This window comes from Roseomonas sp. CAU 1739, from assembly GCF_039839775.1.
Classification (GTDB): Bacteria; Pseudomonadota; Alphaproteobacteria; order Acetobacterales; family Acetobacteraceae; genus Neoroseomonas.
The window spans coordinates 1-21,531 of sequence record NZ_JBDOQQ010000028.1; the positions used below are offsets into that span (position 1 = coordinate 1).

The following is a 21,531-nucleotide window of genomic DNA, read 5'->3' on the forward strand; positions in this document are numbered from 1 at the left end:
CAGCGGACCGTCGAGACCACTTGGCGCAAGGCCGGCGCACTCCTCGACCTCGTCAGCCCAACCGAATGCGCCAACTACCTCATCAACTCAGGATATGCTTCCACATAAACACAGCACGCTCTAAGGCCTTTGGAAACCTCGGATCTGGTGCTGCTCGCCTATGGTCTGCGCGATACTGGCGGAGACAATCCCGAGGATCGCGCGCCATCACCCACCAGCGCCAGGAATCCCGCGGTCCAGGGGCCCGTTGGCCCCTGGTGGGGAGGCTTGGAGGGGCAAGGCCCCTCCAATCTCACATGCCCTACGCCGTCAGTTCCCGCCGCACGATCGCGGCCCCATCCGCCAGCGCCTTCAGCTTCGCGAAGGCGCGCGCGCGCGGCAGGTATTTCATCCCGCAATCGGGTGCCGCCACCAGCCGTTCCGCCGGCACGTGCCGCAGCCCCGCGCGCAGCCGGTCTGCGACGATCGCCGGCGTCTCGACCTCATCGGTGCCGAGATCGAGCACGCCGAGCATGATGGTCTTGTTCGACAGGTCCGACAGGATGCCGAGATCGAGCTTCGGCTGCGCCGCCTCGATCGAGATCTGCGCCGCCGTGCTGTCGGCCAACTGCGGCAGGAAGGAATAGCCCGACGGCTTTTCCTTCACGAGCGCCGCATAGCCGAAGCACAGATGCACGATGGTCGTCCCCATGACACCTTCCAGCGCCCGGTTGATCGCCTTCACGCCATAGCGCATCGCCTGTTCCGGGCGCGCCTGCAGCCAGGGCTCGTCGAGCTGGATCACATCCGCCCCGGCGGCGACCAGGTCGCGCGCTTCCTCGGCGACCACCTCGGCATAGGCCATGGCGAGGGCCTCGTCGTCGCCGTAGTGCTCGTCATGCGCCTGCATCGACAGGGTGAAGGGGCCAGGCAGGGTGATCTTCACCTGGCGGTCGGTATTGGCGCGCAGGAAGGCGATGTCGCGCACCTCGACCGGGTGGCGGCGGCGCAGCGCGCCGGTGACGCGCGGTACTGTCGTCGGCTTGCCGGCGCGGCCGGTCACCACGGCGGGATTGTCGATATCGACGCCATCCAGCGCGAGGGCGAAGCGGTTGGAGTAGCTTTCGCGCCGCATCTCGCCATCGGTGATGATGTCGATGCCCGCGCGTTCCATGTCGCGGATGGCGATCAGCGTCGCGTCATCCTGGGCCAGTTCCAGCGCATCCTCGGCCACGCGCCAGATTTCCTTGAGCCGCACGCGCGGGACGACGTTGTTCTTCGTCAGCACGTCCCGATCGACCAGCCAGGCCGGCTGCGGGTAGCTGCCGACGACGGTGGTGGGCAGCAGCTTGGCGGTGTCGGCCATGATGGTTCCTCCCTCGCACCTGGCGGCGCGGACCGGCAATCTGTGGCGGCGGGGCGAGGCCGGCAAGGGGCCGTGCGATAGCGATTGACCGGCGCGGCGATGCTCCTCAGGCTGCCGCCCGATCCCAGGAGGAAACCATGCAGGACCTCGATGTCGAAGGCATCACGGATGCCGTCATCGCGCAGATGGCCGATACCCCCGATCCGCGTTTGCGGCAGATCATGGAAGCCGCCGTGCGCCACCTGCATGCCTTCGCGCGGGAGGTGGACCTGACTCCCGACGAATGGCTGAAGGGCATCGCCTTCCTGACCGCGGTCGGCCAGGCCTGCACGCCCTATCGCCAGGAATTCATCCTGCTGTCGGACACGATCGGCCTGTCGCGGCTGGTCAACGTCATGCACGACGCCAAGGGGCGCGAGGCGGCGGGCACCGAGACCAGCCTGCTCGGCCCGTTCTTCCGCGAAGGCGCGCCGGAGATCGAGCTCGGGGGGTCCATCGCGCGTATCGCCAAGGGGCCGGAACTGGCGGTGTTCGGCCAGGTCACCGACGTCGAGGGGCACGCCGTCCCGGGTGCGACGATCGACATCTGGCAGACTGACGCGGACGGGCAATACGACCTGCAGGCCAATGACCCATCGGTGATGGACATGCGTGCGCGACTGCATTGCGACGCGCAGGGTCGCTACCACGTCCGCACCCTGCGGCCGATCGGGTATTCCATCCCGATGGACGGGCCGGTCGGCGCGCTGGTGCGCCAGCAGGCGCGGCATGGCTGCCGCCCGGCGCATATCCATATCCTTGTCGCCGCGCCCGGCTTTAGGGAACTGGTCACCGCGCTGTATCTCGGCGACGACCAGTATATCGACAGCGATACCGTCTTCGGCGTCGCGCGGTCGCTGGTGGTCACACCCGAGACTGGCCTGCCCGGTGCCCCTGCGCCCGATGTTCCGAGCGTGCGCTACGACTTCACCCTGTCGCGTGCGACCGACGATGCGGGCGGGCGTGTCGGGTCCGACCCATCGAAACTGGTGCCTGCCGGCTGAACCGCGCCAGCGCGCCCTGGGAGGAAACAACAAATGATCACGAGACGCCTTCTCGCCGCGAGCGCGGCTGCCCTGGCGCTGCCTGCCGTCGCGCGCGCGCAGGAGGCTTTCCCCAACCGCCCCGTGCAGATCGTTCTGCCCTATCCGCCGGGCAATGCCATCGACCTGCTGGTGCGCGTGCTCTCGGCACAGATGCAGCCGCTGCTCGGCCAGCCTGTGGTGGCGATCAATCGCGAAGGTGCTGCGGCGCTGGTCGGCTCCGTCTCGGTCGCACGCGCGCCGGCGGATGGCTACACGCTGCTGTTCGTCCCCGCCCTGGTCGCCTCCGTGCTGCCGGTGACGCAGCCGCAGGGCGGGCTGGCCGCCAACAGCTTCCGCCCGATCTGTCAGGTGTTCAGCAATTCCATGGCGTTGGTGGTCAAGCCCGACAGCCCGATCCGCACCCTGCGCGACCTGCAGACGGCGGCGCAGGCCAATCCGGGGCGGATGACCTATGGCACGCTCGGCGTCACCTCCATCCCGCATCTGGCGATGGTGCAGTGGCTGGGCGCGGCGCGGGCGGATATCGAGCACGTCCCCTACCGCGCCGATTCCGCGGTGATGACCGAGGTGCTGCAAGGCCGCATCGATGTCGGCTCGATCGTGCTGGGCTCCGCGGCCGGGCGGAACGACATCCGCGTGCTCGCGGTGTTCGACGCCCAGCGCCATCCCGACTGGCCCGACGCGCCGACCGCGATCGAGCAGGGCTTCGAGGTCGCGCCGGCATCCTTCGGCGGGCTGTTCGCCCCGGCGGGCACGCCCGACGACCGCATCGCCCGCATCGAGGCCGCGTGCGCGACCGCGGCGCAGAGCGAGGTCTACCGCACCGCGGCGCGCACCGGGTCTCAGCCGGCGAACTTCTTCCTGAACCGGGCGGATTTCACCCGGCGGCTGCAGACGGATATCGAGCAGAAGGGCGAGGTGTTGCGGGGCATACGGTTGAATTGAAGGTTGGAGGGGCGCCGCCCCTCCGAGCCACCCCGCCAGGGACCTGCGGGTCCCTGGACCGCGGGATTCTGGCGCCGGGCAAGCATCAGTATTCCGCGTAGATCTCGATGATGTTGTCCTCGGGATCACGGAAAAACAGCGTCCGGTGACGCCAACTTGGTAGGTCCGTCGGCGGTCGCAATATCGGCACCCCGGCAGCCACCAATTCGGCATGGCAGGCATCCACGGCAGGCGGCGCCACTCGGAAGGCGAGTTGCACTGCAGCCGACCCGGGCAGCGATGGCCCATCATCGCCGACCGACCACACGCCACGTCGGCGCAGCGCCAACAGCGTAGCGCCGACGCGAAAGCTGACCCAATTCTCTCGATCCGTCTCGATCGGGAACTGCATGACGTCGCGATAGAAGGCGCGCGTCTCATCCATCCGCCTGCACAGGATGACCGCGTAGTCGAAGCTGCGGATGTCGCGCAGGCTCACGGCGCTACGCTTTCCGATGCGCAGGCGCTACGCGTCGGGCGAGCGCGGAAGGATCGCGGCGCAAGGCCGCAGCGCGCCGGGCCACGGCTCTGGCCGCGCTCAATACATCGTCTGCACCAGGCGCTCCGGCGCTTCCCGGTCATAGGCAACCGCATCCAGCGCGCCATCGCCGCGATGGGATGCGATCAGCTGCCCCATCGTCGGCAGCCCGTCCGGCCGCGCGCGTCCGTCCCACAGCCGCGACCGCATGATCGACTTGGCGCATTGCATGAACAGTTCCTGCACCGTCACCGCCAGCACGGTGGCCGGCGTCTTGCCGCGCTCGACGAAGCGGGCCGTCAGCGCCGGGTCGGCGGTGATGCGCGCCGTGCCGTGCACGCGCAGCACTTCCGACGCGCCCGGAACGAAGAAGATCACAGAGACGCGGTTGTCCTCGAGGATGTCGCGCAGCCCGTCCAGCCGGTTGTTGCCGCGCCGGTCCGGGATCAGCAGCGTGCCGTCGGGTTCGACCGCGACGAAGCCCGGCGCATCGCCGCGCGGCGTCGCATGGATGCCGCGGCTGCCGGATGTGGACAAGATGCAGAAGGGCGAGGCGGCGATCCAGGCGCGCGCGGTCGCCTCGATCCGGTGGGTCACCTTCTTGACCGCGCCTTCCAGGGCTTCCCCATACAGGGTGCGTAGTTGGGCCTCGGAGGTGACGGCGAAGGGGTCGGTGGGGGTCTGGATGTCCATGGGGCGCAAGTTTGACCCGGTCCCGGGCCGGTTTTCCAGCCCATGCTTGCCCCGGAACCACCCGGGCCGGTAAAAGCCCGGCGATCCCACGACACCGCACTTCGAGAGAGAGCCGCCCATGGCCGGCCATTCGCACGCCAAGAACGTCATGCACCGCAAGGCCACCCAGGGGGCCAAGCGCGCCCAGGCCTTCGGCAAGCTGATCCGCGAGATCAGCGTCTCGGCCAAGCAGGGGATGCCCGACCCGGCGATGAACCCGCGCCTGCGCGCCGCGGTGAAGGCGGCGCTGGTCGCCAATATGACGCGCGACACCATCGACCGCGCCATCAAGCGCGCCAGCACGGCGGGGCAGGGCGAGGACTGGCAGGAAGTCCGCTACGAGGGCTACGGCCCCTACGGCATCGCCATCATCGTCGAGGCACTGACCGACAACCGCAACCGCACCGGTGGGGATTTGCGGTCGATCTTCAACAAGGCCGGCGGCGCGCTGGGTGAATCCAACTCGGTCGCCTTCCAGTTCGATCGCAAGGGTGTGCTGCGCTACAAGGCCGACGCCGCCTCGGCTGACGCCATGCTGGACGCGGCGATCGAGGCCGGTGCCGAAGATGTGGAATCCGATGAGGATGGGCACGAGGTGTCCTGCTCGGTCGAGGATTTCGCCGCCGTGCGCGACGCGCTGGAAGCAAAGTTCGGCCAGGCGGAGGCTGCCAAGCTGGAATGGTGGCCGTCGACGACAGTGGACCTCGACGAGGACCGCGCGCGCGAGATCCTGAAGCTGGTGGACGTGCTCGACGAACATGACGACGTCCAGACCGTCTATGCGAATTTCGAGGTGGATGCAGCGGCGGCGGAGCGGTTGTCCGCCGCATGACGCGGCTCGCCTAGCCGATGATCAGATAACCTGTAAGTCGCGGTCGTTGCAGGCGACCTGCGACCGATCCTGTGCGTGCCCGCTGCGCGTTCGGCAAGACTGAGCGGGATGCGAGTCAGGATCCGTCGTCGTCGATCGGCCTGAGGCAGGCATCCTCTGAAGGCGCCCATTGGCGTGCGATCTCGAATTCGTGCCCCGACGCGGCGACTCCGGATCGGCTGAACCCGCACGCCGCCCGTCCGATATGCGCGCTGGCTTGGCCAAGCCATCGCGCCGGGCGACGACGACGTCCATGCGCGAAACCGGGCGAGTTTCAATCACTTTATTGGGAATGAACGCCGAGTGAATTCGCCCTACGCGCTTGTAATAGTATGGTGGGTAGCGGCGCAGGAACGTGGGCCCGCCTGACGAGCGACACCTTTCACTAAAATGCGAGGAGAGTGGTTCGTGGCCGTCTTTCAAACATCATTCCTATACGAGCTGGATGAGAACGGAAACAGTCAGACTGGCAAAGTTGACAGCTTAATTCCGAACAGTTCCGCCAGCGCAGTTGAGGCAATCGACGACAGTATCATCCAGATCGGCGAGACATTTGATATCAATTTCCCCGATCCTGTTGCCAATTCAATCTATGGTGGAACTTATACATACATCGGACACGCAACGCCGTTCTCGGGATTTATCGCCGAGGCCGGCGGCCAGTATTATATGTTCTCGAACGATGTAATACCCATAGGGACAACCCTGAACGGGTTTACGGCGGAAGACATCCCCGTCTGCTTCGCAGAGGGCACGCAAATCCTGACGCCGAGCGGCGAAGTGCCCGTCGAGACACTACGTGCAGGAGACCTTGTCATCACCCCGCTCGCCAGCCAACGCGTGCAGCCGTTGCTGTGGGTCGGCCATCGACACATGGACTGCGCGACCGCCCGCGATCGTCGCGCGGTCGTTCCGGTCCTGCTGCGTGCCGGCGCGCTCGGGCCAGGCGTTCCTGTCCGCGATATGCGCGTCTCGCCCGAACATGCGTTCTTGCTCGATGGTCGCTTGGTGCCAGCGCGATTGCTGGTCGATGGCATTGAGATCGTGCAGGAAACCTGGCGGCCCAGCGTCACCTACTGGCACCTTGAACTCCAATCACACGGCATTCTCGTCGCCGATGGGACATTTGCCGAATCATACTTTGACGACGGTAACCGGCAGTTTTTCAACAATCCGGGTCTGGTTGCGCTACGGCCGGGTTCTGACCGCACGCCGGGCGGGCGCTACGCCGCGCACGCTTGTGCACCGCCAATCCTGGATGCTGCGGATCCAGCGCTTGTCAGCCGTCTCCCGCGGAGGCGTCGCATGGCCTGACGGCGGGCAGGCGCACCGCCCACCGATCCGGCGCTGGTCAGCCCCGCTTCCGCGCGGGCTTACCACGATTCTGATAGACGTATCAGCCATGTCTCGCCGGCCGATTCGCATCCTGGGTCTCGACCCCGGCCTCCAGCACACCGGCTGGGGGCTGATCGAACATGACGGCTTCCGCCTGCGCTTCCTGGCCGAGGGCGTGATCTCCACCACCCCTGCGGAGGATCTGCCCGACCGCCTGCTTGCGCTGCATCGCGGCCTGGCCGCCATGATCGACCTCTACGCGCCGGAGGAAGCCGCGGTCGAGAACACCTATGTCGCCCGCAATCCGGATTCCGCGCTCAAGCTCGGCCAGGCACGTGGCGTGGTGGTGCTGGCGCCGGCGCTGGCGGGGCTGTCGGTCGCTCAATACGGCGCGATGGAGGTCAAGCGTGCCGTGGTCGGCAACGGCCATGCCGCGAAGGAACAGGTGCAGGCGATGGTGAAGCACCTACTCCCGGGCGTGACGTTCAAGCGAGCGGATGCGGCCGATGCATTGGCCGTGGCGATCTGCCACGCGCATCACCGGCAGTCGAAGAACGCGCTCGCGCGAGGATATCAGCCGGCATGATCGGACAACTAAGGGGCCGGCTGGATTCCACCCACGACGGCGGCTGCATCTTCGACGTCAATGGCGTCGGCTACCTGCTCTCCTGCTCGCGTAAGACGCTCGATGCGCTGGCGGGCAAGGACGTTGTGCAGCGGATGCTGGTCGAAACCCGCGTCAGCCAGGATGCCATCACGCTGTATGGCTTCGCCGATGCCGCCGAACGCGAGGCCTTCCGCGCGCTGATCGAGGTCAAGACCGTCGGCCCGCAGAAGGCGCTGATCATCCTGTCGTCGTTGACGCCGGACGGCCTGGCGCGTGCCATCGCCGGCAAGGAACGCAAGCGCCTGTCGGAGGTGAAGGGCCTGGGTGCCGCGACCGCCAACCGTGTCGTCGATGAACCCGCGATGCAGAAATGGGCGGTCGGCCGCGCGACGCCGGAGGCCGATGGCGAAGGCGCCTTGCCGACACTCACGCCGGAACAGGGGGCAGAGGCGGATGCCGTCTCGGCGCTCGTCAATCTCGGCTGGAAGCAGCCGCTGGCCGCGGCGGCGATCGCGCGCGTGGCGAAGCGATTGGGTGATGGTGCGACGCTGGATGCGCTGATCCGTGACGGCCTGAAGGAGATGGCGCGGTGAGCGATCGCATCACCGATCCCGAGCGCCAGGATGACGACTATGGCGAGCACGCGCTGCGCCCGCAGACCATCGCCGACTTCACCGGCCAGCAGTCACTGCGCGAGAACCTGACGGTCTTCATCGCGGCGGCCAAGGCGCGCGCCGAACCGATGGACCACGTCCTGTTCCATGGCCCGCCCGGCCTCGGGAAAACCACGCTCGCGCAGATCGTCGCCCGCGAACTCGGCGTCGGCTTCCGCGCGACGTCGGGACCCGTGCTGCAGCGGTCGGGCGACCTCGCGGCGATCCTGACCAACCTGCAGCCGCGCGACGTGCTGTTCGTCGACGAGATCCATCGCCTGCAGCCCGCCATCGAGGAAACGCTCTATCCGGCAATGGAGGATTTCTGCCTCGACCTCATCATCGGCGAAGGTCCGGCCGCGCGCACCGTGCGCATCGACATCCCGCCCTTCACGCTGATCGGCGCGACGACGCGGGCGGGGCTGCTGGCCACGCCTTTGCGTGATCGCTTCGGCATTCCGCTGCGGCTGATCTTCTACACGGCGGACGAACTGCATGGCATCGTCACCCGCGGCGCGCGCAAGCTGGGCTTCGCGCTGTCCGACGATGGCGCGATGGAAATCGCGAGGCGATCCCGCGGCACGCCGCGCATCGCCGGCCGCCTACTGCGCCGGGTGCGCGACTTCGCCATGGTGGAAGGCCGCACTGCCGACCGCCCGATGGTCGATGGCGCCCTGCTGCGCCTCGAAGTCGATGCGCTCGGGCTCGATGCGATGGACCGCCGCTACCTGCGCCGCATCGCCGAACACCATGGCGGCGGGCCGGTCGGGATCGAGACGCTCGCCGCTGCTCTGGCCGAAGGGCGCGACACGCTGGAAGAAGTGGTCGAGCCCTTCCTCATCCAGGAAGGCCTGGTGCTGCGCACGCCGCGTGGGCGGATGCTCGGCGAACTCGGCTGGCGGCACCTCGGACTCGCGCCGCCGGCGTCGACCATCGCGCAGATGGACCTGCTGCGGGACACGGATGCGTGAGCACAACCGAACCAGAAACGTCAGATAAAATCCATAAATACAACCTCAGGGTGTATTTCGAGGATACCGATGCCGGGGGAATGGCCTATCACGCCCGTTATCTGCATTGGGCGGAACGGGCGCGAACTGAATCCTTGCGTGCCATAGGCTTGCCGCACCAATTTATGATGGAACGTCACAATGCGTTGCTGGTGGTGCGGCGCATCGAAGTGGAGTATTGGCGCCCCGCCCGCCTCGACGACCCCGTGGTTGTCGAGACTGCGATCCTGCGGGTCACTGGCGCCCAGGTCATCCTCAGCCAGACCGTCCGCGCGGCGGCAGCGGAGGGGGCGGGCGTATCGGGGGAACGGCTGGCGGGGCTGAAGGTCGGTCTGGTCTGCGTGGGGCAGGGGTCCTTGAAGCCCGTACCCTTGCCCGAGCCGTGGCGAAGTGTGCTGCGGGACTTGGTTACGCCGTGATGCGTGCGGGGCTGATTGTGCCGCAGGTGGTGGGCTGAGGGTTCCGGTCGGTGTCCTGGCCGCGAAATTCGCTGGATGTCCGGCGAAGGCAGCGGATCGGCGGGCCACGGACGACAAACGTTGCAGGCGGCGAAGCCGCAGACGTCCCGCACGGGGCGGGAAAGGAGATCTGGCGTGAACGGTGTAGCCACTGAGGCACTGGGACAGGCCGCGCATGATCTGTCGCTGTGGGGATTGTTCCTCCAGGCCGACTGGATCGTGAAGTCCGTGATGATCGGCCTGCTGATCGCCAGCATCTGGGTCTGGGCCATCGTCTTCGACAAGGTGACCGGGCTGCGCCGCGCCAACAAGGCCGCCGACGCCTTCGAGGACCGCTTCTGGTCAGGCGGCAGCCTCGATGACCTCTATGCCAAGGAAGGCGAGGAGCCGTCCCATCCGATCGCCGCCGTGTTCGGTGCCGCGATGCGCGAATGGCGCCGGTCCGCCGGCAATGGCGCGCTGATGGGCGGTGCCAAGGAACGCGTCGAACGCGCGATGGGCGTCACCATCGGGCGGGAGATGGAACGGCTGGAGCGCTGGATGGTGTTCCTCGCCTCGGTCGGTTCCGTCGCCCCCTTCATCGGGCTGTTCGGCACGGTGTGGGGCATCATGAACTCCTTCGCCGCCATCGCGGGCATGCAGAACACCAATCTCGCGGTCGTCGCCCCGGGCATCGCGGAAGCGCTGTTCGCCACGGCGATCGGCCTGGTTGCCGCCATCCCGGCCGTGCTCGCCTACAACAAGATCAGCACCGACCTCGCGCGCTTCGCCGGCCGGATGGAATCCTTCGCCACCGAATTCGCCGCGATCCTGTCGCGCCAGACGGAAACGGCGGCGAACGACAAGGCCGCCCCGGCCGCGACGGCGGCGGAGTAGGGCGATGGCCTCCCCGCTGATCGGCGCGCGCACCAACGGGCGCGGCCGCTATCGCCCGATGGCCGAGATCAACGTCACCCCGATGGTGGACGTTATGCTCGTGCTGCTGATCATCTTCATGGTCGCCGCACCGCTGATGACGGTCGGCGTGCCCGTGGACCTGCCGCGCACGGCGGCGACCCCGCTCAACCAGGAAACCGAACCGCTGACCATCTCGGTCGATCCGCAGGGCCGCGTCTTCCTGCAGGAGACGGAGGTGCCGATGGACAACCTGGTGCCGCAGCTGCGCGCGATCATGCAGAACCAGCCGCAGGGCGCGCCGGAACGGCGCATCTTCGTGCGCGGTGACCGCGCCATCGCCTACGGCAAGGTCATGGAGGTGATGGGCACCATCGCCGCCGCCGGCTTCACGCGCGTTGCCCTGCTGGCCGAACAGCCTGGCGGTGCCGCCCGCCCGGCCGGTGCGCCGGCGCCGGCCGCCCCGGCACGTCCCGCCGGGCGGCCCGGCGCGCAGTCGCGCAACTGATCGAAGGGAGCGGAGGGGTGGGTTTGCCCTCCTGGACCGCACGGATGGATCTGAACCGCTGGGGCATGGTCTCGGCGGGCCTGCACGCGCTGATCCTGGTGGTCGGCGCGCTGTTCGTGCTCGCCCGTCCGATCCCCGAGCCCGAGGAGCAGGGCATCGCGGTCGAGCTGGTCTCGCCGGGCCCGCCGCAGCTCGCCCAGGCCGATGTGCCGCGGCCGATCCCGGCGCCGCCCTCGCCCGAGGCCACCCCCGAGCCGCCGACGCCCGAGCCCCCCGCGCCCGAGCCGCCGCGCAACCAGCCGCCGCAGCCCCCGCCGCCGCCACCCCCGCCGCCGCCCGCGCCGGCTTCCGCGCCGACGCCGCCTTCGCCGCAGCAGGCGCAGCCGACCGCGCCGACGCCGCCGCCGGCGCCTTCGCCTGACCCGATCCCGACGCCGCGGGTGCAGCAGCCGACGCCGCCCACCCCATCCCCGCCGCAACCGCAGCAGGCGCAGACGCCGCCGCGGCCGAACCCGCTGCCGTTGCCGCCCACCCCGGTGCCGCCGCCGCCCGAACCCGCCCAGCAGGCCGGCACCGGCACCACGCCGCCGGTCCCCCGCCCGCAGGACCGCAGCCAATCGGTGCTGAACACGCTGGAACGCCTGCGCACCACCCAGCAGCAGGACCGCCCGCCCACCGCGCGGCCCAACCCCAGCGGGTCGCCGCAGCAGGGCGGCGGTAGCCCGACAGGCACGGCGGCGCTGACCCAGGGTGAGATCCGCGGCATCGCCGACCAGATCGCCGAATGCTGGAATGTCGATCGCGGCATGCTCGGGCTCGACACCATCGTCGTCGAATTGCGCGTGCAACTCGACAGCCAGGGCATCGTTCGCAACGTGGTGCCGAACGGGTCGGCCCCATCCGACCCGCGCGCGCGTTCCGTCTACGAATCCGCGCGGCGCGCCCTTATGTCGCCACAGTGCAACCCGCTGCGCGTCCCACCGAACAAGTACGGAACGGTGATGGCATCGATCTTCCGCTTCAATCCCAGGGGCCTCGTGCGATGAACCCAGTCTCCCCCTTCGCGGCCACGCGCCGTCAGGTGCTGATCGGCGCCGGTGCCGGCCTCGTCGCCCCCGGCATCGTCGCGACACCGCTGTCCTCGGCCTATGCGCAGGGTGCGGTCATCGACATCACCCGGGCGCGGACGGATCCGATTCCGGTGGCGATCCCCGACCTTGCCGGCGACAGCCGCGGCCGCGACATCGCCCGCGTCATCCAGGCGAATCTGCGCAATTCCGGACTGTTCCGCCCGGTCGATCGCCAGGCCTTCATCCAGACGCCTGAAGCCGCCGCGCAGACGCCGCGCTTCCAGGATTGGCGGGTGATCGGCGCCCAGGCGCTGGTCACCGGCCGCGTGGTCGAGCAGGGCGGCAATCTGCGCGTCGAATTCCGCCTATGGGACGTGCTGCCCGAGACACAGTTGCAGGGCACCGCCTTCACCGCCCCCGCGGCGCAGTGGCGGCGCATCGCGCATCTGATCAGCGACGTGATCTATGAGCGCCTGCTGGGCGAGAAGGGGTACTTCGATACCCGCGTCGTCTATGTCGCCGAGACCGGCCCGCGCGACCGCCGCATCCGTCGCCTCGCCATCATGGACCAGGATGGCGAGAACCACCGGATGCTGACGGATGGCCGCTTCGCCGCGCTGACCCCGCGCTTCCATCCCTCGGCCGAGCGCATCGCCTTCATGTCGTATCGCGACCGCGGCCAGCCGCAGGTGGTGCTGTTCGACATCAATTCGGGCAGCCAGCAGGCGCTGGGCAATTTCCAGGGCATGACGCTGTCGCCGCGCTTTTCGCCCGATGGGCGGTCGGTGGTGCTGTCCTCGACGCGTGGCGGCGATGCAAACATCTTCGTCGTCGACCTCGGCAGCCGGCGCGAACGGCAGTTGACCAGTGGTGGCGGTCTCGACGTCTCGCCCTGTTTCTCGCCGGACGGCACGCAGATAGTGTTCAATTCCGACCGCGGCGGCGATCAACAACTTTATGTGATGGATGCCGGCGGCGGGAATGTCCGGCGCATCTCCTTCGGCAATGGCCGCTACGCCACGCCGGTCTGGTCGCCGCGCGGCGACCTGATTGCCTTCACCCGCATGGGGCGTGGCGGCTTCGCCATCGGCGTGATGCGCCCGGATGGTTCGGGCGAGCGCATCCTGTCGGAAGGCTGGGCGATGGAAGGCCCGACCTTCGCCCCCAATGGCCGCGTTCTGATGTTCTTCCGCGAAAGCCGTGCGACGGATTCCCGCGGCGGCGGCTATTCCTCGCGGATCGTGTCGATCGACATCGCCGGCTTCAACGAACGCCCGGTGCCGACGCCCACCGACGCCTCCGACCCCGCCTGGTCGCCGCTGCTGTCCTGAATTTCCCGTCACCTGCGCTTGACCGCGCGGGTGACGAACGCCTACCCCACCCCTGCCCCACCCCCCCGATCGGGAGATCCCGCAAGATGACGACCCGCCTTCTCGGCGCCGTTGCCGCCGTTGCCCTGCTTGCCGCGTGCTCGAACACCGACCAGAACGCCAATGCCGGCGGTGCCGGGGCGAATACCGTCCGTCCGGGGAGCCAGGAAGACCTCGTCGCCAATGTCGGCGACCGCGTCTTCTTCGACTTCGACAGCAGCCAGGTGCGCGCGGACCAGCGCCCGGTGCTGCAGCGCCAGTCCGAATGGATGGGCCGCTACCCTGACGTTCGCGTGCAGGTCGAAGGCCACACCGACGAGCGCGGCACGCGCGAATACAACCTCGCGCTCGGCCAGCGCCGCGCCAATTCGGCGCGGGACGTGCTGGTCGCCTCGGGTGTGAACGGAGCGCGCATCACCACGATTTCCTACGGCAAGGATCGTCCGTCGGCGCTGGGTTCGGATGAGTCCGCCTGGGCGCAGAACCGCCGCGCCGTCACGGTCGTCCAATAAAGGGGAGGGGCCCGGCAGCCAGCCGGGCCCACCACCGCGCCATGGCCCATCGCCTGTCCCTTCGCGCCGCCCTGCTGGCCCTGCCACTGCTCGCGCCTGTGTTGGCCCCTTGGCCGGCCGCCGCGCAGATGGACAGCCGGGAAGGCATCGCGCTGCAGAACCAGATCCTGGAGTTGCGCCGCGACCTCGATGCGATCCGTCGCGGCGGCGGCGGCGGCGGCGGAGCGCCCGCACCCATTCCGGCGCCATCGCGCGGCGGGTCGGCGATGCCGCAGGAACTGGCGCAGCAGCTGCTGGCCCGCGTCGGCGAGCTTGAGGAGCAGGTGCGCCGCATGCGCGGCCAGCTCGACGTCGCCGAGAACGCCAACCGGCGCCTTGCCGAGGATGTCGAGAAGCTGCGCGGCGACATGGATTTCCGTCTCCAGCAGGTTGAAGGGGGTGGCCGGACGGCCCCCACCCGCCCTCCGCAGGGGCCGGCGGCCGCACAGGCCCCGGCCCCGCAACCCCAGGCGCCCGCGGCACCACCCCCGCCCCAGCAGGCCGGCCCGCGAACCGCTGAACGCGCCATCGCCGACGGCCAGGCGGCGCTCGGCCGGCAGGATTATCCGGTAGCTGAGGCCGCGGCGCGCGAGGTGCTGCAGGGCCGCCCCGGCCCGCGCGTGCAGGACGCCAATCTGCTGCTGGGCGAAGCGCTGCTCGGACGGCGGCAGTTCCAGAACGCGGCGCTCGCCTTCAACGACGCCTACAACGTGAACCGGCGATCGTCGCGCGCGCCGGAGGCCTTGTTGGGGCTCGCGAATTCGTTCCAGGGATTCAACGCGCGGCGCGAAGCCTGCGACACGCTGGATCAGTTGCGGTCGGAATACACGCAGATCTCGGGCGCGCTGGCGCAGCGGGTGGCGGATAGCCGGCGTCGGGCGCAGTGTCGGTGAGGGTGGGCCGGAGAAGGGCTTTGCCCCTCTCCGGACCTCTCCCCACCAAAGGCTTAAGGCCTTTGGAAACCGTCACTTGGCGCCGGGTGCCTCTGGACTTCGAAGACAATACGGGCGTCTGGTGCACGGCGGCGGGCATAGTCCTTGACGCCGGGCGCATCCGGGATGCTTCACGACGGCTGAACCGCAGCGCCGGGCGCCAAGTCCCCGTGGTCCAGGGGGCCGAAGCCCCCTGGCGGGGTGGTTTGGAGGGGCAGAGCCCCTCCATCCGGCTCCGCTGGAGATAGTCCGCTGCTTTCCGAGGCCGACTTCGCCGCGCTGATGCGTCCGCTCGGGCCTTTCGGCCCGACGCCGCGGCTGGCGATTGGTGTATCCGGCGGTCCGCACAGCCTGGCGCTGGCGCTGCTGGCCGAACGCTGGGCGCGACGGCGTGGTGGTGACGTGCTGGCGCTGGTCGCCGATCACGGACTCCGCGCCGAAAGTGCCACCGAGGCCGCGCATGTGGCCGGGCTGTTGGCCGGCCGAGGCATTGCCGCACAGGTGCTGCGACTGGGGCTCGCGCCGGGGCCGTCGATGCAGGAACGCGCGCGCGGGGCGCGGTTGGCGGCCCTGGCAGGTGCGGCGGCGGCGGCCGGTCGGCCCTGGCTGCTGCTGGGCCATCATCGCGGGGATCAGGCGGAAACGCTGCTCTTCCGGGCGCTGCGCGGAAGCGGGCCGGCCGGGCTGGCCGCCATGGCGCCGGTGCGCGATGCCGGCGCGGCGCTGCTGCTGCGGCCGCTGCTCGGGGTGCCGCCGGCGGCGCTGGAGGCTGTGCTGGCGGAGGCCGGCATCACCCCGATCCGCGACCCGAGTAACGACGACCCGCGCTTCGCCCGCGTGCGGCTGCGCCAGGCGCTGGCCGATCCGGGCGGCACGGGGCCGGGCATCGCCGCGCTGGCGGAAGCCGCGGCGACCTTCGCGGCGCGTCGGGGCCGGGCGACCGCTGCCTTGGCCGCGCGGCTGGCGATGGCCGCCGAGATCCGGCCGGAAGGCTTTGCACGGCTGCACCCTGGCGCGCTGGGCCGCGATGCGGTGGCGGTCGAGGCGCTGGGCCGGCTCGCCGGGCTGATCGGCGGCGCGGCTTTCGTGCCGTCCCGATCGGCGGCGGCGGCGCTGCTGGCAGCCGGGGGCGGAACCCTGGCCGGCGCCTGGTTGCGCCCGGCCGCTGGCGGAACCTGGTTGCTGGCGCGTGATCCCGGCGCCGTTGGCGGTCCGGTGGAAGCGCATGCCGGCGCGAGCTGGGATGGGCGGTTCCGGCTGGTCGGGCCAGGGCGGGCAGGATGGCGGCTCGGTGCCCTCGGGGACGGGGCGGCGGCGTTGCGCTACCGGTGCGGGCTGCCGGCCGCGGTGCTGCGCGCCCTGCCGGCCATCCGCGACCCGAACGGCACGCTGGCCGCCGTGCCCGCCATGGACTATCCTTCACCCAGCGCCTGCGCGCCCTTCGTGGTCGTCTTCGCTCCGGCCATGACCGGGGCGACGGGCGGCGAGATTTCGGGTCGGCCATTCAAGCCCGGTCAACCCGTCCCTATGTTCAATGACGAAGGCCGGGGGGGCACTCCCACCGGCACGGAGACGGACAACCGCACGTGAACAATTTCGGCCGGAATCTTGCGCTCTGGGTCATCGTCGCCTTGTTGCTGGTGGCGTTGTTCAACCTGTTCCAGCCTTCGGGCAGCGCCCGTCCGGGTGCGACGCAGGTTGCCTATTCTGATTTCCTGAACGACGTGAATGCCGGCCATGTGCGGGAGGTCGCGATCCAGGGTCGCACCCTGTCGGGCACGCTGACCGACGGGCGCAGCTTCCAGACCTATACGCCCGAGGACCCCGCGCTGATCACCCGGCTGACGGACAAGAACGTGCGCGTCGTCGCCCGTCCCGAGGATTCGGACGTCAACCCGCTGCTGCACTACCTGATGTCCTGGTTCCCGATGCTGCTTCTGATCGGCGTGTGGATCTTCTTCATGCGCCAGATGCAGGGTGGCGGGGGCCGCGCCATGGGCTTCGGCAAGTCCAAGGCCAAGCTGCTGACGGAGAAGCAGGGCCGCGTCACCTTCGACGACGTGGCGGGCATCGAGGAAGCCAAGGGCGAGCTCGAGGAGATCGTGGACTTCCTGCGCGACCCGCAGAAGTTCCAGCGCCTGGGCGGCAAGATCCCCAAGGGCGTGTTGCTGGTCGGCCCGCCGGGTACCGGCAAGACGCTGCTGGCGCGCTCCGTCGCGGGTGAAGCGAACGTGCCCTTCTTCACGATTTCCGGTTCGGATTTCGTCGAGATGTTCGTGGGCGTCGGCGCATCGCGCGTGCGCGACATGTTCGAACAGGGCAAGAAGAACGCGCCCTGCATCATCTTCATCGACGAAATCGACGCCGTCGGCCGCCATCGCGGTGCCGGCCTGGGCGGCGGCAATGATGAACGCGAGCAGACGCTGAACCAGATGCTGGTGGAGATGGACGGCTTCGAATCCAACGAAGGCGTCATCATCATCGCAGCCACCAACCGGCCGGACGTGCTGGACCCGGCGCTGCTGCGCCCCGGCCGCTTCGACCGCCAGGTGGTGGTGCCGAACCCCGACGTGATGGGGCGCGAGAAGATCCTGCGCGTGCATATGCGCAAGGTGCCGCTGGCCTCTGACGTCGATCCGAAGGTGATCGCACGCGGCACGCCGGGTTTCTCGGGTGCGGACCTCGCCAACCTGGTGAATGAGGGCGCGCTGCTCGCCGCGCGCACCGGGCGGCGCACCGTCGGCATGGCGGAATTCGAGGCCGCCAAGGACAAGGTCATGATGGGTGCGGAACGCCGCAGCCTGGTCATGTCCGACGATGAGAAGCGCATGACGGCCTATCACGAGGCGGGCCACGCGCTGGTGGCGATGCACGAGCCGGAATGCGATCCGGTCCACAAGGCGACGATCATTCCGCGCGGTCGCGCGCTGGGCCTCGTGATGTCGCTGCCGGCCGGCGACCGCTACTCGAAGCACAAGTCCAAGCTGAAGTCCGAACTCGCCATGGCGATGGGCGGGCGCGTTGCCGAGGAACTGATCTTCGGGCCAGACAAGGTGAGCAACGGCGCCTCGGGCGACATCAAGATGGCGACCAACCAGGCGCGCATGATGGTCACCGAATGGGGCATGTCCGATGTCATCGGCATGATCGCCTATGGCGACAACAGCCAGGAAGTCTTCCTCGGCCATTCCGTAACGCAGACCAAGAACCTGTCGGAATCGACCGCACAGAAGATCGACGGCGAGATCCGCTCGATCATCGACACCGCCTATGGTCGCGCCAAGACGATCCTGTCCGAGCATATGGACGAGCTGCATCTGCTGGCGAAGGGCCTGCTGGAACTCGAAACCCTGTCGGGCGACGAGATTCGGCTGGTCATCCGCGGCGAGCCGGTGGTGCGCAACCGGCCGGATGAGCCGGTGAACATGGGACGCGGGTCCGTCCCGTCGGCCGGTCGGGCGACGACGCCGCGGCCGCCGGGGCTGAACCCGGGACCGGCGCCGGCAACCTGAGCGCCGCGGCGAGGGGGCGCTGCCCTCCTCGCCTGCGCGTTGGCGGAGACGGGAGTGGGCGTGCGATCCCTGTTGGACCGATCGCTCGCCTGATGCGCGGCCGTGCCGAGCCCTCGTCGGTGCGCCCCTGGCCGGGCGCCTGGCACTGCGGAACCTGATCGTCCCGAGGGAAATCCCGCCAGGGCCGATGTCGTCAAGGCGAACCGCGCAGTCGCCTGACGGCATGTCGCGATGCGCCCCCCCGCGACAACGTCTCCAATGCATCGCTTGGGGCGCGCCCAGGTCGCCTCAGCGGGATGGTTGCAGGTCCTCGCTCGCATCCACCTGACGCCGCCGCCGTCGCACCTCTGCGGCCTCCCTGCCGAGCGGACATCCGCCGCCGCGGCGCGGTGCGACGATGCTGCGGTCGTAATCCGCCCATTCCTCGGGCCCCAGCGCCGTGACCCCGGCGACCACCGGCGCGTCGTTCAGCGCGGCCGCGACATAGGCGGCGCGTGGAATGGGCTGGACCTGCAGAAAGGGCGTGTCGGTGCGGAATTCGACCGGGGCATGGGTCCGGGTCAGGCGCAAATTGACGAAAAGCGGGCCGAACCAACGGTCTGTCTCGACGACGCCTTCGAAGGCCTCGTAGCCCGCCGCGCGAGGCAGGTTGGCGGGCGGGCGGACCAGCAGGGACCAGCCGGGGCGGGTGCGCGCGAACAGGCCCGACCACAGGTTCAGCAGCCCCGGTTCGGGCAGCGCGCCGATCAGTGGCGGCGACCAGCCGCGCAACGCCTCGGGAGCAGCGGCGTCGAAGCGGTCGCGCAGACCGGGGAATTGCGCGACCGACAGCGGATACCAGCCATCGGCGCCCTGCCAGGTCCAGCGCATCTCGCTGCCGTCCCAGACCACGGCCATATCGATCGGCGGGAAGACCAGCCAGCCGAAGCCGGCGGCCGTGGTGGCGGCCTCGCAATAGCGGAAGGCGCGGGTTGGCAGCGTGCCGCCGGCCGAACGGTCGGCCCGCTGCGGCGGGCGGCCGCCTTCGGTCAGTTGCCAGAAGCGGATCAGCGGCGTGGCATCCTCGGTCATGCCGGGTTGTCCTTCGTGTTCGTTCCCCAGGAAGATGCGCCGCCCGGCGCGCGCGCCGGGCGGGCCCGGCAGGTTCAGCCGTGGCCGAATAGCGGCGACAGGCCGCCCATCCGCAACTGGCCGGCATCGGCGACGGTCGCCGGCGGGAACAGCGGCGACAGGCCGCCGAGGCGGGGCAGCGCGCCGGCGTCCGGCCGCGACAGCGGGTTGGCGGCATCGTCCAGCGGAAGGGCGAGCAGGCGCGGCAGGGTGTTGGTCATGGTCGGGGCTCCTTGTCGGGGTTGGGCCATGGAGGCGGCGGCGGCATGGGGCGGAGACCTCCGCCGGATGGCAAGGACAAACATCCCAAATCCCTTGCGCCTTGAAGGCGCCCGGGGCGGGCCGTCACGCGTGATGATGTGAAGGATACCAAGGAATTGAGAGGGCGACGGGCACACCTCGCCCCTTGGCTCGCCTGTCATATCGCTGGCGAGCATAGATCGTCAAGAGAAAAATCCTATTGACTGACTCCCCCTATCGCGGGTCTGGGCCGGGCACCGCGCAGCCGCTACGATCGCCAGGCCGGACATGCCCGTGCCGCCAGGGAGCAAACCGCTGTACCGCCTGCCGATCCGCCGGCTGGTCATGCCTGCCGCCACCACGCTTCTGGCGCTTCTGTTGCACGCCGTGCTGCCCCCCGATGGCGCCACCGGCGGCCTGCGGCTGGCGGCGGGCACCGGGTTCTGGCTGGCGGCCGCCTGGCTGGCAGCGCGCCTCGCGGCGCTGCTGCTTGCGGGCTACCCGAAACTGCTGAGCGACCTGATCGGCAGCGCGCTGTTCCTCACCGCTGGCGTGCTGGCCTCGCAGTTGGTGTTCGAATTGCCGGCGACCGGGCTGATCGCCACCTCCTCCGTGCTGATCGCCGTGCTCGGCTTCGCGCTACGCAACACGCTGGGGGACATCTTCTCCGGCATCGCGCTGGGCATGGAATCGCCCTACGGCATCGGCGACTGGATCGAGGCGACGGAGAACTGCGCCGGACGTGTCACTGGCATCTCCTGGCGCTCGACGCGGCTGGTCACGCGCGATGGCGTGGCGCTGGTGGTGCCGAACAGCCTGATCGCGGCCCATCGCATCGCTGTCTATGGGTCGGGCGCGCAGGGTCGCTTCCGCACCGCTGTGATCGTGCCGGTGGATGCCGCGGTGCCCGCGGAACGCGCCCGCCGCCTGCTGCTCACCGCCGCGATGGAGGCCGGCCGGGACCTGCCGGACTTCGCCCCGGACGTCATCCTGACCGACCTCAGCCAGGGCAATGCCGTCTATGCCGTGCGTTTTCATGTGCCTGACTACGGCGCCGAGCAGCGCTGGCGCGACGCCGTGGCCGGGTCGGCGCAGCGCGCCCTGCATCGCGCCGGGCTGGAGACGGCGCGCCCGGCGCGTGACCTGGCGCGCCGCCGCCCGCCCGCCCATGACGATGCAGCCCGCCGCGCCACGCTGCTCGGCGGGATGGAGTTGCTGCGCCCCTTCACGTCGGCGGAACGCAGCGCGCTGGCCGCCACCATGGCGGAGACCCTGCTGCCGCAGGGTGCCGCCGTGGTGCGATACGGGGATGCTGGGAGTTCGCTCTACGTGCTCGCCGAGGGCGTGCTGGAGGTGCGCATCCCCCGTGCCGGCGGCAGCGAGGTCGCCGTGGACCGGCTATTTCCGGGCGCCGTGCTCGGGGAGGGCTCGCTGCTGACCGGCCAGCCCCGCAGCGCGACCATCATAGCGCTGACCGAGGCGGTGGTGCTGGAGCTGCGCAAGGAGGACCTCGACCCGGTGCTGCGCGCACGGCCGGCCTTGCTCGAGGGGCTGACGGCGATCATGGCGGCGCGCCAGGCCCGCAACAGCGTCGCGCCGGACGGCCAGACGGCGCCATCGCCCGCGGCGCCGACGCGCGAGGACATCCTTGCGCGGCTGCGGTCGTTCTTCGGGATCCGATAGGGGGGCGTGGCGTCCCTGAGGCGCCGGCCATCCGGCCGTCCCTTCGCGCCATCCGCCGATGCTGCAGGGGCAACTGGCGGTCAGGGCGCGGTCGTGGCGTGTT

22 protein-coding genes are annotated in these 21,531 nt (G+C 69.5%); 17 read left to right on the forward strand and 5 right to left on the reverse strand.

Annotation, left to right across the window (positions count from 1 at the left end; translation table 11 throughout):
* Positions 1–301: 301 nt before the first annotated feature.
* On the reverse strand, positions 302–1,345 hold the full coding sequence (locus AAFN86_RS27485) for a 5-methyltetrahydropteroyltriglutamate--homocysteine methyltransferase (protein ID WP_347546817.1): 1,044 nt from the start codon (positions 1,343–1,345) through the stop codon (positions 302–304).
* Positions 1,346–1,482: 137 nt separating this feature from the next.
* On the opposite strand from AAFN86_RS27485, the gene AAFN86_RS27490 reads away from it, so the two are divergent.
* The gene (locus AAFN86_RS27490) at positions 1,483–2,388 is read left to right on the forward strand and encodes a dioxygenase (RefSeq protein ID WP_347546818.1); all 906 of its coding nucleotides are present in this window, start codon (positions 1,483–1,485) and stop codon (positions 2,386–2,388) included.
* Between the two features lie 33 nt (positions 2,389–2,421).
* Positions 2,422–3,375 (forward strand): tripartite tricarboxylate transporter substrate binding protein, encoded by a 954-nt coding sequence (locus tag AAFN86_RS27495; protein WP_347546819.1) that lies wholly within the window; start codon positions 2,422–2,424, stop codon positions 3,373–3,375.
* 85 nt (positions 3,376–3,460) lie between these two features.
* Here AAFN86_RS27495 and AAFN86_RS27500 read toward each other — a convergent pair whose 3' ends face one another.
* Positions 3,461–3,853 carry a VOC family protein gene (locus AAFN86_RS27500; protein ID WP_347546820.1) on the reverse strand — a complete coding sequence of 131 codons (393 nt, stop codon included), beginning with the start codon at positions 3,851–3,853 and terminating at the stop codon, positions 3,461–3,463.
* Positions 3,854–3,952: 99 nt separating this feature from the next.
* Positions 3,953–4,585, reverse strand: a complete 633-nt coding sequence (locus tag AAFN86_RS27505; protein ID WP_347546821.1) for an MSMEG_1061 family FMN-dependent PPOX-type flavoprotein — start codon at positions 4,583–4,585, stop codon at positions 3,953–3,955.
* 118 nt (positions 4,586–4,703) lie between these two features.
* Between AAFN86_RS27505 and AAFN86_RS27510 the strand changes: the two genes are divergently transcribed.
* The 14 genes from AAFN86_RS27510 to ftsH all read left to right on the forward strand — a co-directional run bounded on the left by AAFN86_RS27510 (position 4,704) and on the right by ftsH (position 18,395).
* Positions 4,704–5,456: a YebC/PmpR family DNA-binding transcriptional regulator gene (locus tag AAFN86_RS27510; protein WP_347546822.1), complete on the forward strand. Its 753-nt coding sequence runs from the start codon at positions 4,704–4,706 to the stop codon at positions 5,454–5,456.
* Positions 5,457–5,903: 447 nt separating this feature from the next.
* Positions 5,904–6,809, forward strand: coding sequence for a Hint domain-containing protein (locus AAFN86_RS27515; RefSeq protein WP_347546823.1), 906 nt, complete (start codon positions 5,904–5,906; stop codon positions 6,807–6,809).
* 88 nt (positions 6,810–6,897) lie between these two features.
* Positions 6,898–7,416, forward strand: coding sequence for a crossover junction endodeoxyribonuclease RuvC (ruvC, locus tag AAFN86_RS27520; protein WP_347546824.1), 519 nt, complete (start codon positions 6,898–6,900; stop codon positions 7,414–7,416).
* Entirely contained in the window at positions 7,413–8,030 is a 618-nt protein-coding gene (gene ruvA / locus AAFN86_RS27525) for a Holliday junction branch migration protein RuvA (RefSeq protein WP_347546825.1), read from the forward strand. Before ruvC ends, ruvA begins: the two co-directional genes overlap by 4 nt.
* On the forward strand, positions 8,027–9,061 hold the full coding sequence (gene ruvB / locus AAFN86_RS27530) for a Holliday junction branch migration DNA helicase RuvB (RefSeq protein ID WP_347546826.1): 1,035 nt from the start codon (positions 8,027–8,029) through the stop codon (positions 9,059–9,061). Before ruvA ends, ruvB begins: the two co-directional genes overlap by 4 nt.
* Positions 9,058–9,519, forward strand: a complete 462-nt coding sequence (locus AAFN86_RS27535; RefSeq protein WP_347546827.1) for a YbgC/FadM family acyl-CoA thioesterase — start codon at positions 9,058–9,060, stop codon at positions 9,517–9,519. Before ruvB ends, AAFN86_RS27535 begins: the two co-directional genes overlap by 4 nt.
* Positions 9,520–9,693: 174 nt before the next feature.
* Positions 9,694–10,434, forward strand: coding sequence for a protein TolQ (tolQ, locus tag AAFN86_RS27540; RefSeq protein WP_347546828.1), 741 nt, complete (start codon positions 9,694–9,696; stop codon positions 10,432–10,434).
* 4 nt (positions 10,435–10,438) lie between these two features.
* Entirely contained in the window at positions 10,439–10,960 is a 522-nt protein-coding gene (tolR, locus tag AAFN86_RS27545; protein WP_347546829.1) for a protein TolR, read from the forward strand.
* A gap of 44 nt (positions 10,961–11,004) precedes the next feature.
* Positions 11,005–12,006: a hypothetical protein gene (locus tag AAFN86_RS27550; protein ID WP_347546830.1), complete on the forward strand. Its 1,002-nt coding sequence runs from the start codon at positions 11,005–11,007 to the stop codon at positions 12,004–12,006.
* The gene (tolB, locus tag AAFN86_RS27555; protein ID WP_347546831.1) at positions 12,003–13,361 is read left to right on the forward strand and encodes a Tol-Pal system beta propeller repeat protein TolB; all 1,359 of its coding nucleotides are present in this window, start codon (positions 12,003–12,005) and stop codon (positions 13,359–13,361) included. The genes AAFN86_RS27550 and tolB overlap by 4 nt, the downstream gene beginning before the upstream one ends.
* 86 nt (positions 13,362–13,447) lie before the next feature.
* Complete coding sequence (pal, locus tag AAFN86_RS27560) at positions 13,448–13,912, forward strand: peptidoglycan-associated lipoprotein Pal (protein WP_347546832.1); 465 nt, start codon at positions 13,448–13,450, stop codon at positions 13,910–13,912.
* A 41-nt stretch (positions 13,913–13,953) separates the two neighbouring features.
* The gene (locus tag AAFN86_RS27565; protein WP_347546833.1) at positions 13,954–14,844 is read left to right on the forward strand and encodes a hypothetical protein; all 891 of its coding nucleotides are present in this window, start codon (positions 13,954–13,956) and stop codon (positions 14,842–14,844) included.
* 321 nt (positions 14,845–15,165) lie between these two features.
* Positions 15,166–16,473, forward strand: a complete 1,308-nt coding sequence (gene tilS / locus AAFN86_RS27570) for a tRNA lysidine(34) synthetase TilS (RefSeq protein WP_347546834.1) — start codon at positions 15,166–15,168, stop codon at positions 16,471–16,473.
* Positions 16,470–18,395 carry an ATP-dependent zinc metalloprotease FtsH gene (ftsH, locus tag AAFN86_RS27575; RefSeq protein ID WP_347546835.1) on the forward strand — a complete coding sequence of 642 codons (1,926 nt, stop codon included), beginning with the start codon at positions 16,470–16,472 and terminating at the stop codon, positions 18,393–18,395. The genes tilS and ftsH overlap by 4 nt, the downstream gene beginning before the upstream one ends.
* 288 nt (positions 18,396–18,683) lie before the next feature.
* On the opposite strand, the gene AAFN86_RS27580 is transcribed toward ftsH, so the two are convergent.
* Together AAFN86_RS27580 and AAFN86_RS27585 are read right to left on the reverse strand one after the other, a co-directional pair.
* Positions 18,684–19,466, reverse strand: coding sequence for a DUF6065 family protein (locus AAFN86_RS27580; protein WP_347546836.1), 783 nt, complete (start codon positions 19,464–19,466; stop codon positions 18,684–18,686).
* A gap of 74 nt (positions 19,467–19,540) precedes the next feature.
* Positions 19,541–19,726: a hypothetical protein gene (locus AAFN86_RS27585; RefSeq protein ID WP_347546837.1), complete on the reverse strand. Its 186-nt coding sequence runs from the start codon at positions 19,724–19,726 to the stop codon at positions 19,541–19,543.
* Positions 19,727–20,039: 313 nt separating this feature from the next.
* Between AAFN86_RS27585 and AAFN86_RS27590 the strand changes: the two genes are divergently transcribed.
* Positions 20,040–21,428, forward strand: coding sequence for a mechanosensitive ion channel family protein (locus AAFN86_RS27590; protein WP_347546838.1), 1,389 nt, complete (start codon positions 20,040–20,042; stop codon positions 21,426–21,428).
* Positions 21,429–21,531: the final 103 nt, after the last annotated feature.

What these genes read in the sequence shown, in the direction of transcription:
- AAFN86_RS27490 (WP_347546818.1), top strand. Translation starts at nt 1,483, where the DNA reads ATGCAGGACCTCGATGTCGAAGGCATCACGGATGCCGTCATCGCGCAG.
- tilS (WP_347546834.1), top strand. Translation starts at nt 15,166, where the DNA reads ATGCGTCCGCTCGGGCCTTTCGGCCCGACGCCGCGGCTGGCGATTGGT.
- tolR (WP_347546829.1), top strand. Translation starts at nt 10,439, where the DNA reads ATGGCCTCCCCGCTGATCGGCGCGCGCACCAACGGGCGCGGCCGCTAT.
- ruvC (WP_347546824.1), top strand. Translation starts at nt 6,898, where the DNA reads ATGTCTCGCCGGCCGATTCGCATCCTGGGTCTCGACCCCGGCCTCCAG.
- AAFN86_RS27495 (WP_347546819.1), top strand. Translation starts at nt 2,422, where the DNA reads ATGATCACGAGACGCCTTCTCGCCGCGAGCGCGGCTGCCCTGGCGCTG.
- AAFN86_RS27585 (WP_347546837.1), bottom strand. Translation starts at nt 19,726, where the DNA reads ATGACCAACACCCTGCCGCGCCTGCTCGCCCTTCCGCTGGACGATGCC.
- AAFN86_RS27550 (WP_347546830.1), top strand. Translation starts at nt 11,005, where the DNA reads ATGGATCTGAACCGCTGGGGCATGGTCTCGGCGGGCCTGCACGCGCTG.
- AAFN86_RS27565 (WP_347546833.1), top strand. Translation starts at nt 13,954, where the DNA reads ATGGCCCATCGCCTGTCCCTTCGCGCCGCCCTGCTGGCCCTGCCACTG.
- AAFN86_RS27580 (WP_347546836.1), bottom strand. Translation starts at nt 19,466, where the DNA reads ATGACCGAGGATGCCACGCCGCTGATCCGCTTCTGGCAACTGACCGAA.
- pal (WP_347546832.1), top strand. Translation starts at nt 13,448, where the DNA reads ATGACGACCCGCCTTCTCGGCGCCGTTGCCGCCGTTGCCCTGCTTGCC.
- tolB (WP_347546831.1), top strand. Translation starts at nt 12,003, where the DNA reads ATGAACCCAGTCTCCCCCTTCGCGGCCACGCGCCGTCAGGTGCTGATC.
- ruvA (WP_347546825.1), top strand. Translation starts at nt 7,413, where the DNA reads ATGATCGGACAACTAAGGGGCCGGCTGGATTCCACCCACGACGGCGGC.
- AAFN86_RS27505 (WP_347546821.1), bottom strand. Translation starts at nt 4,585, where the DNA reads ATGGACATCCAGACCCCCACCGACCCCTTCGCCGTCACCTCCGAGGCC.
- AAFN86_RS27485 (WP_347546817.1), bottom strand. Translation starts at nt 1,345, where the DNA reads ATGGCCGACACCGCCAAGCTGCTGCCCACCACCGTCGTCGGCAGCTAC.
- AAFN86_RS27510 (WP_347546822.1), top strand. Translation starts at nt 4,704, where the DNA reads ATGGCCGGCCATTCGCACGCCAAGAACGTCATGCACCGCAAGGCCACC.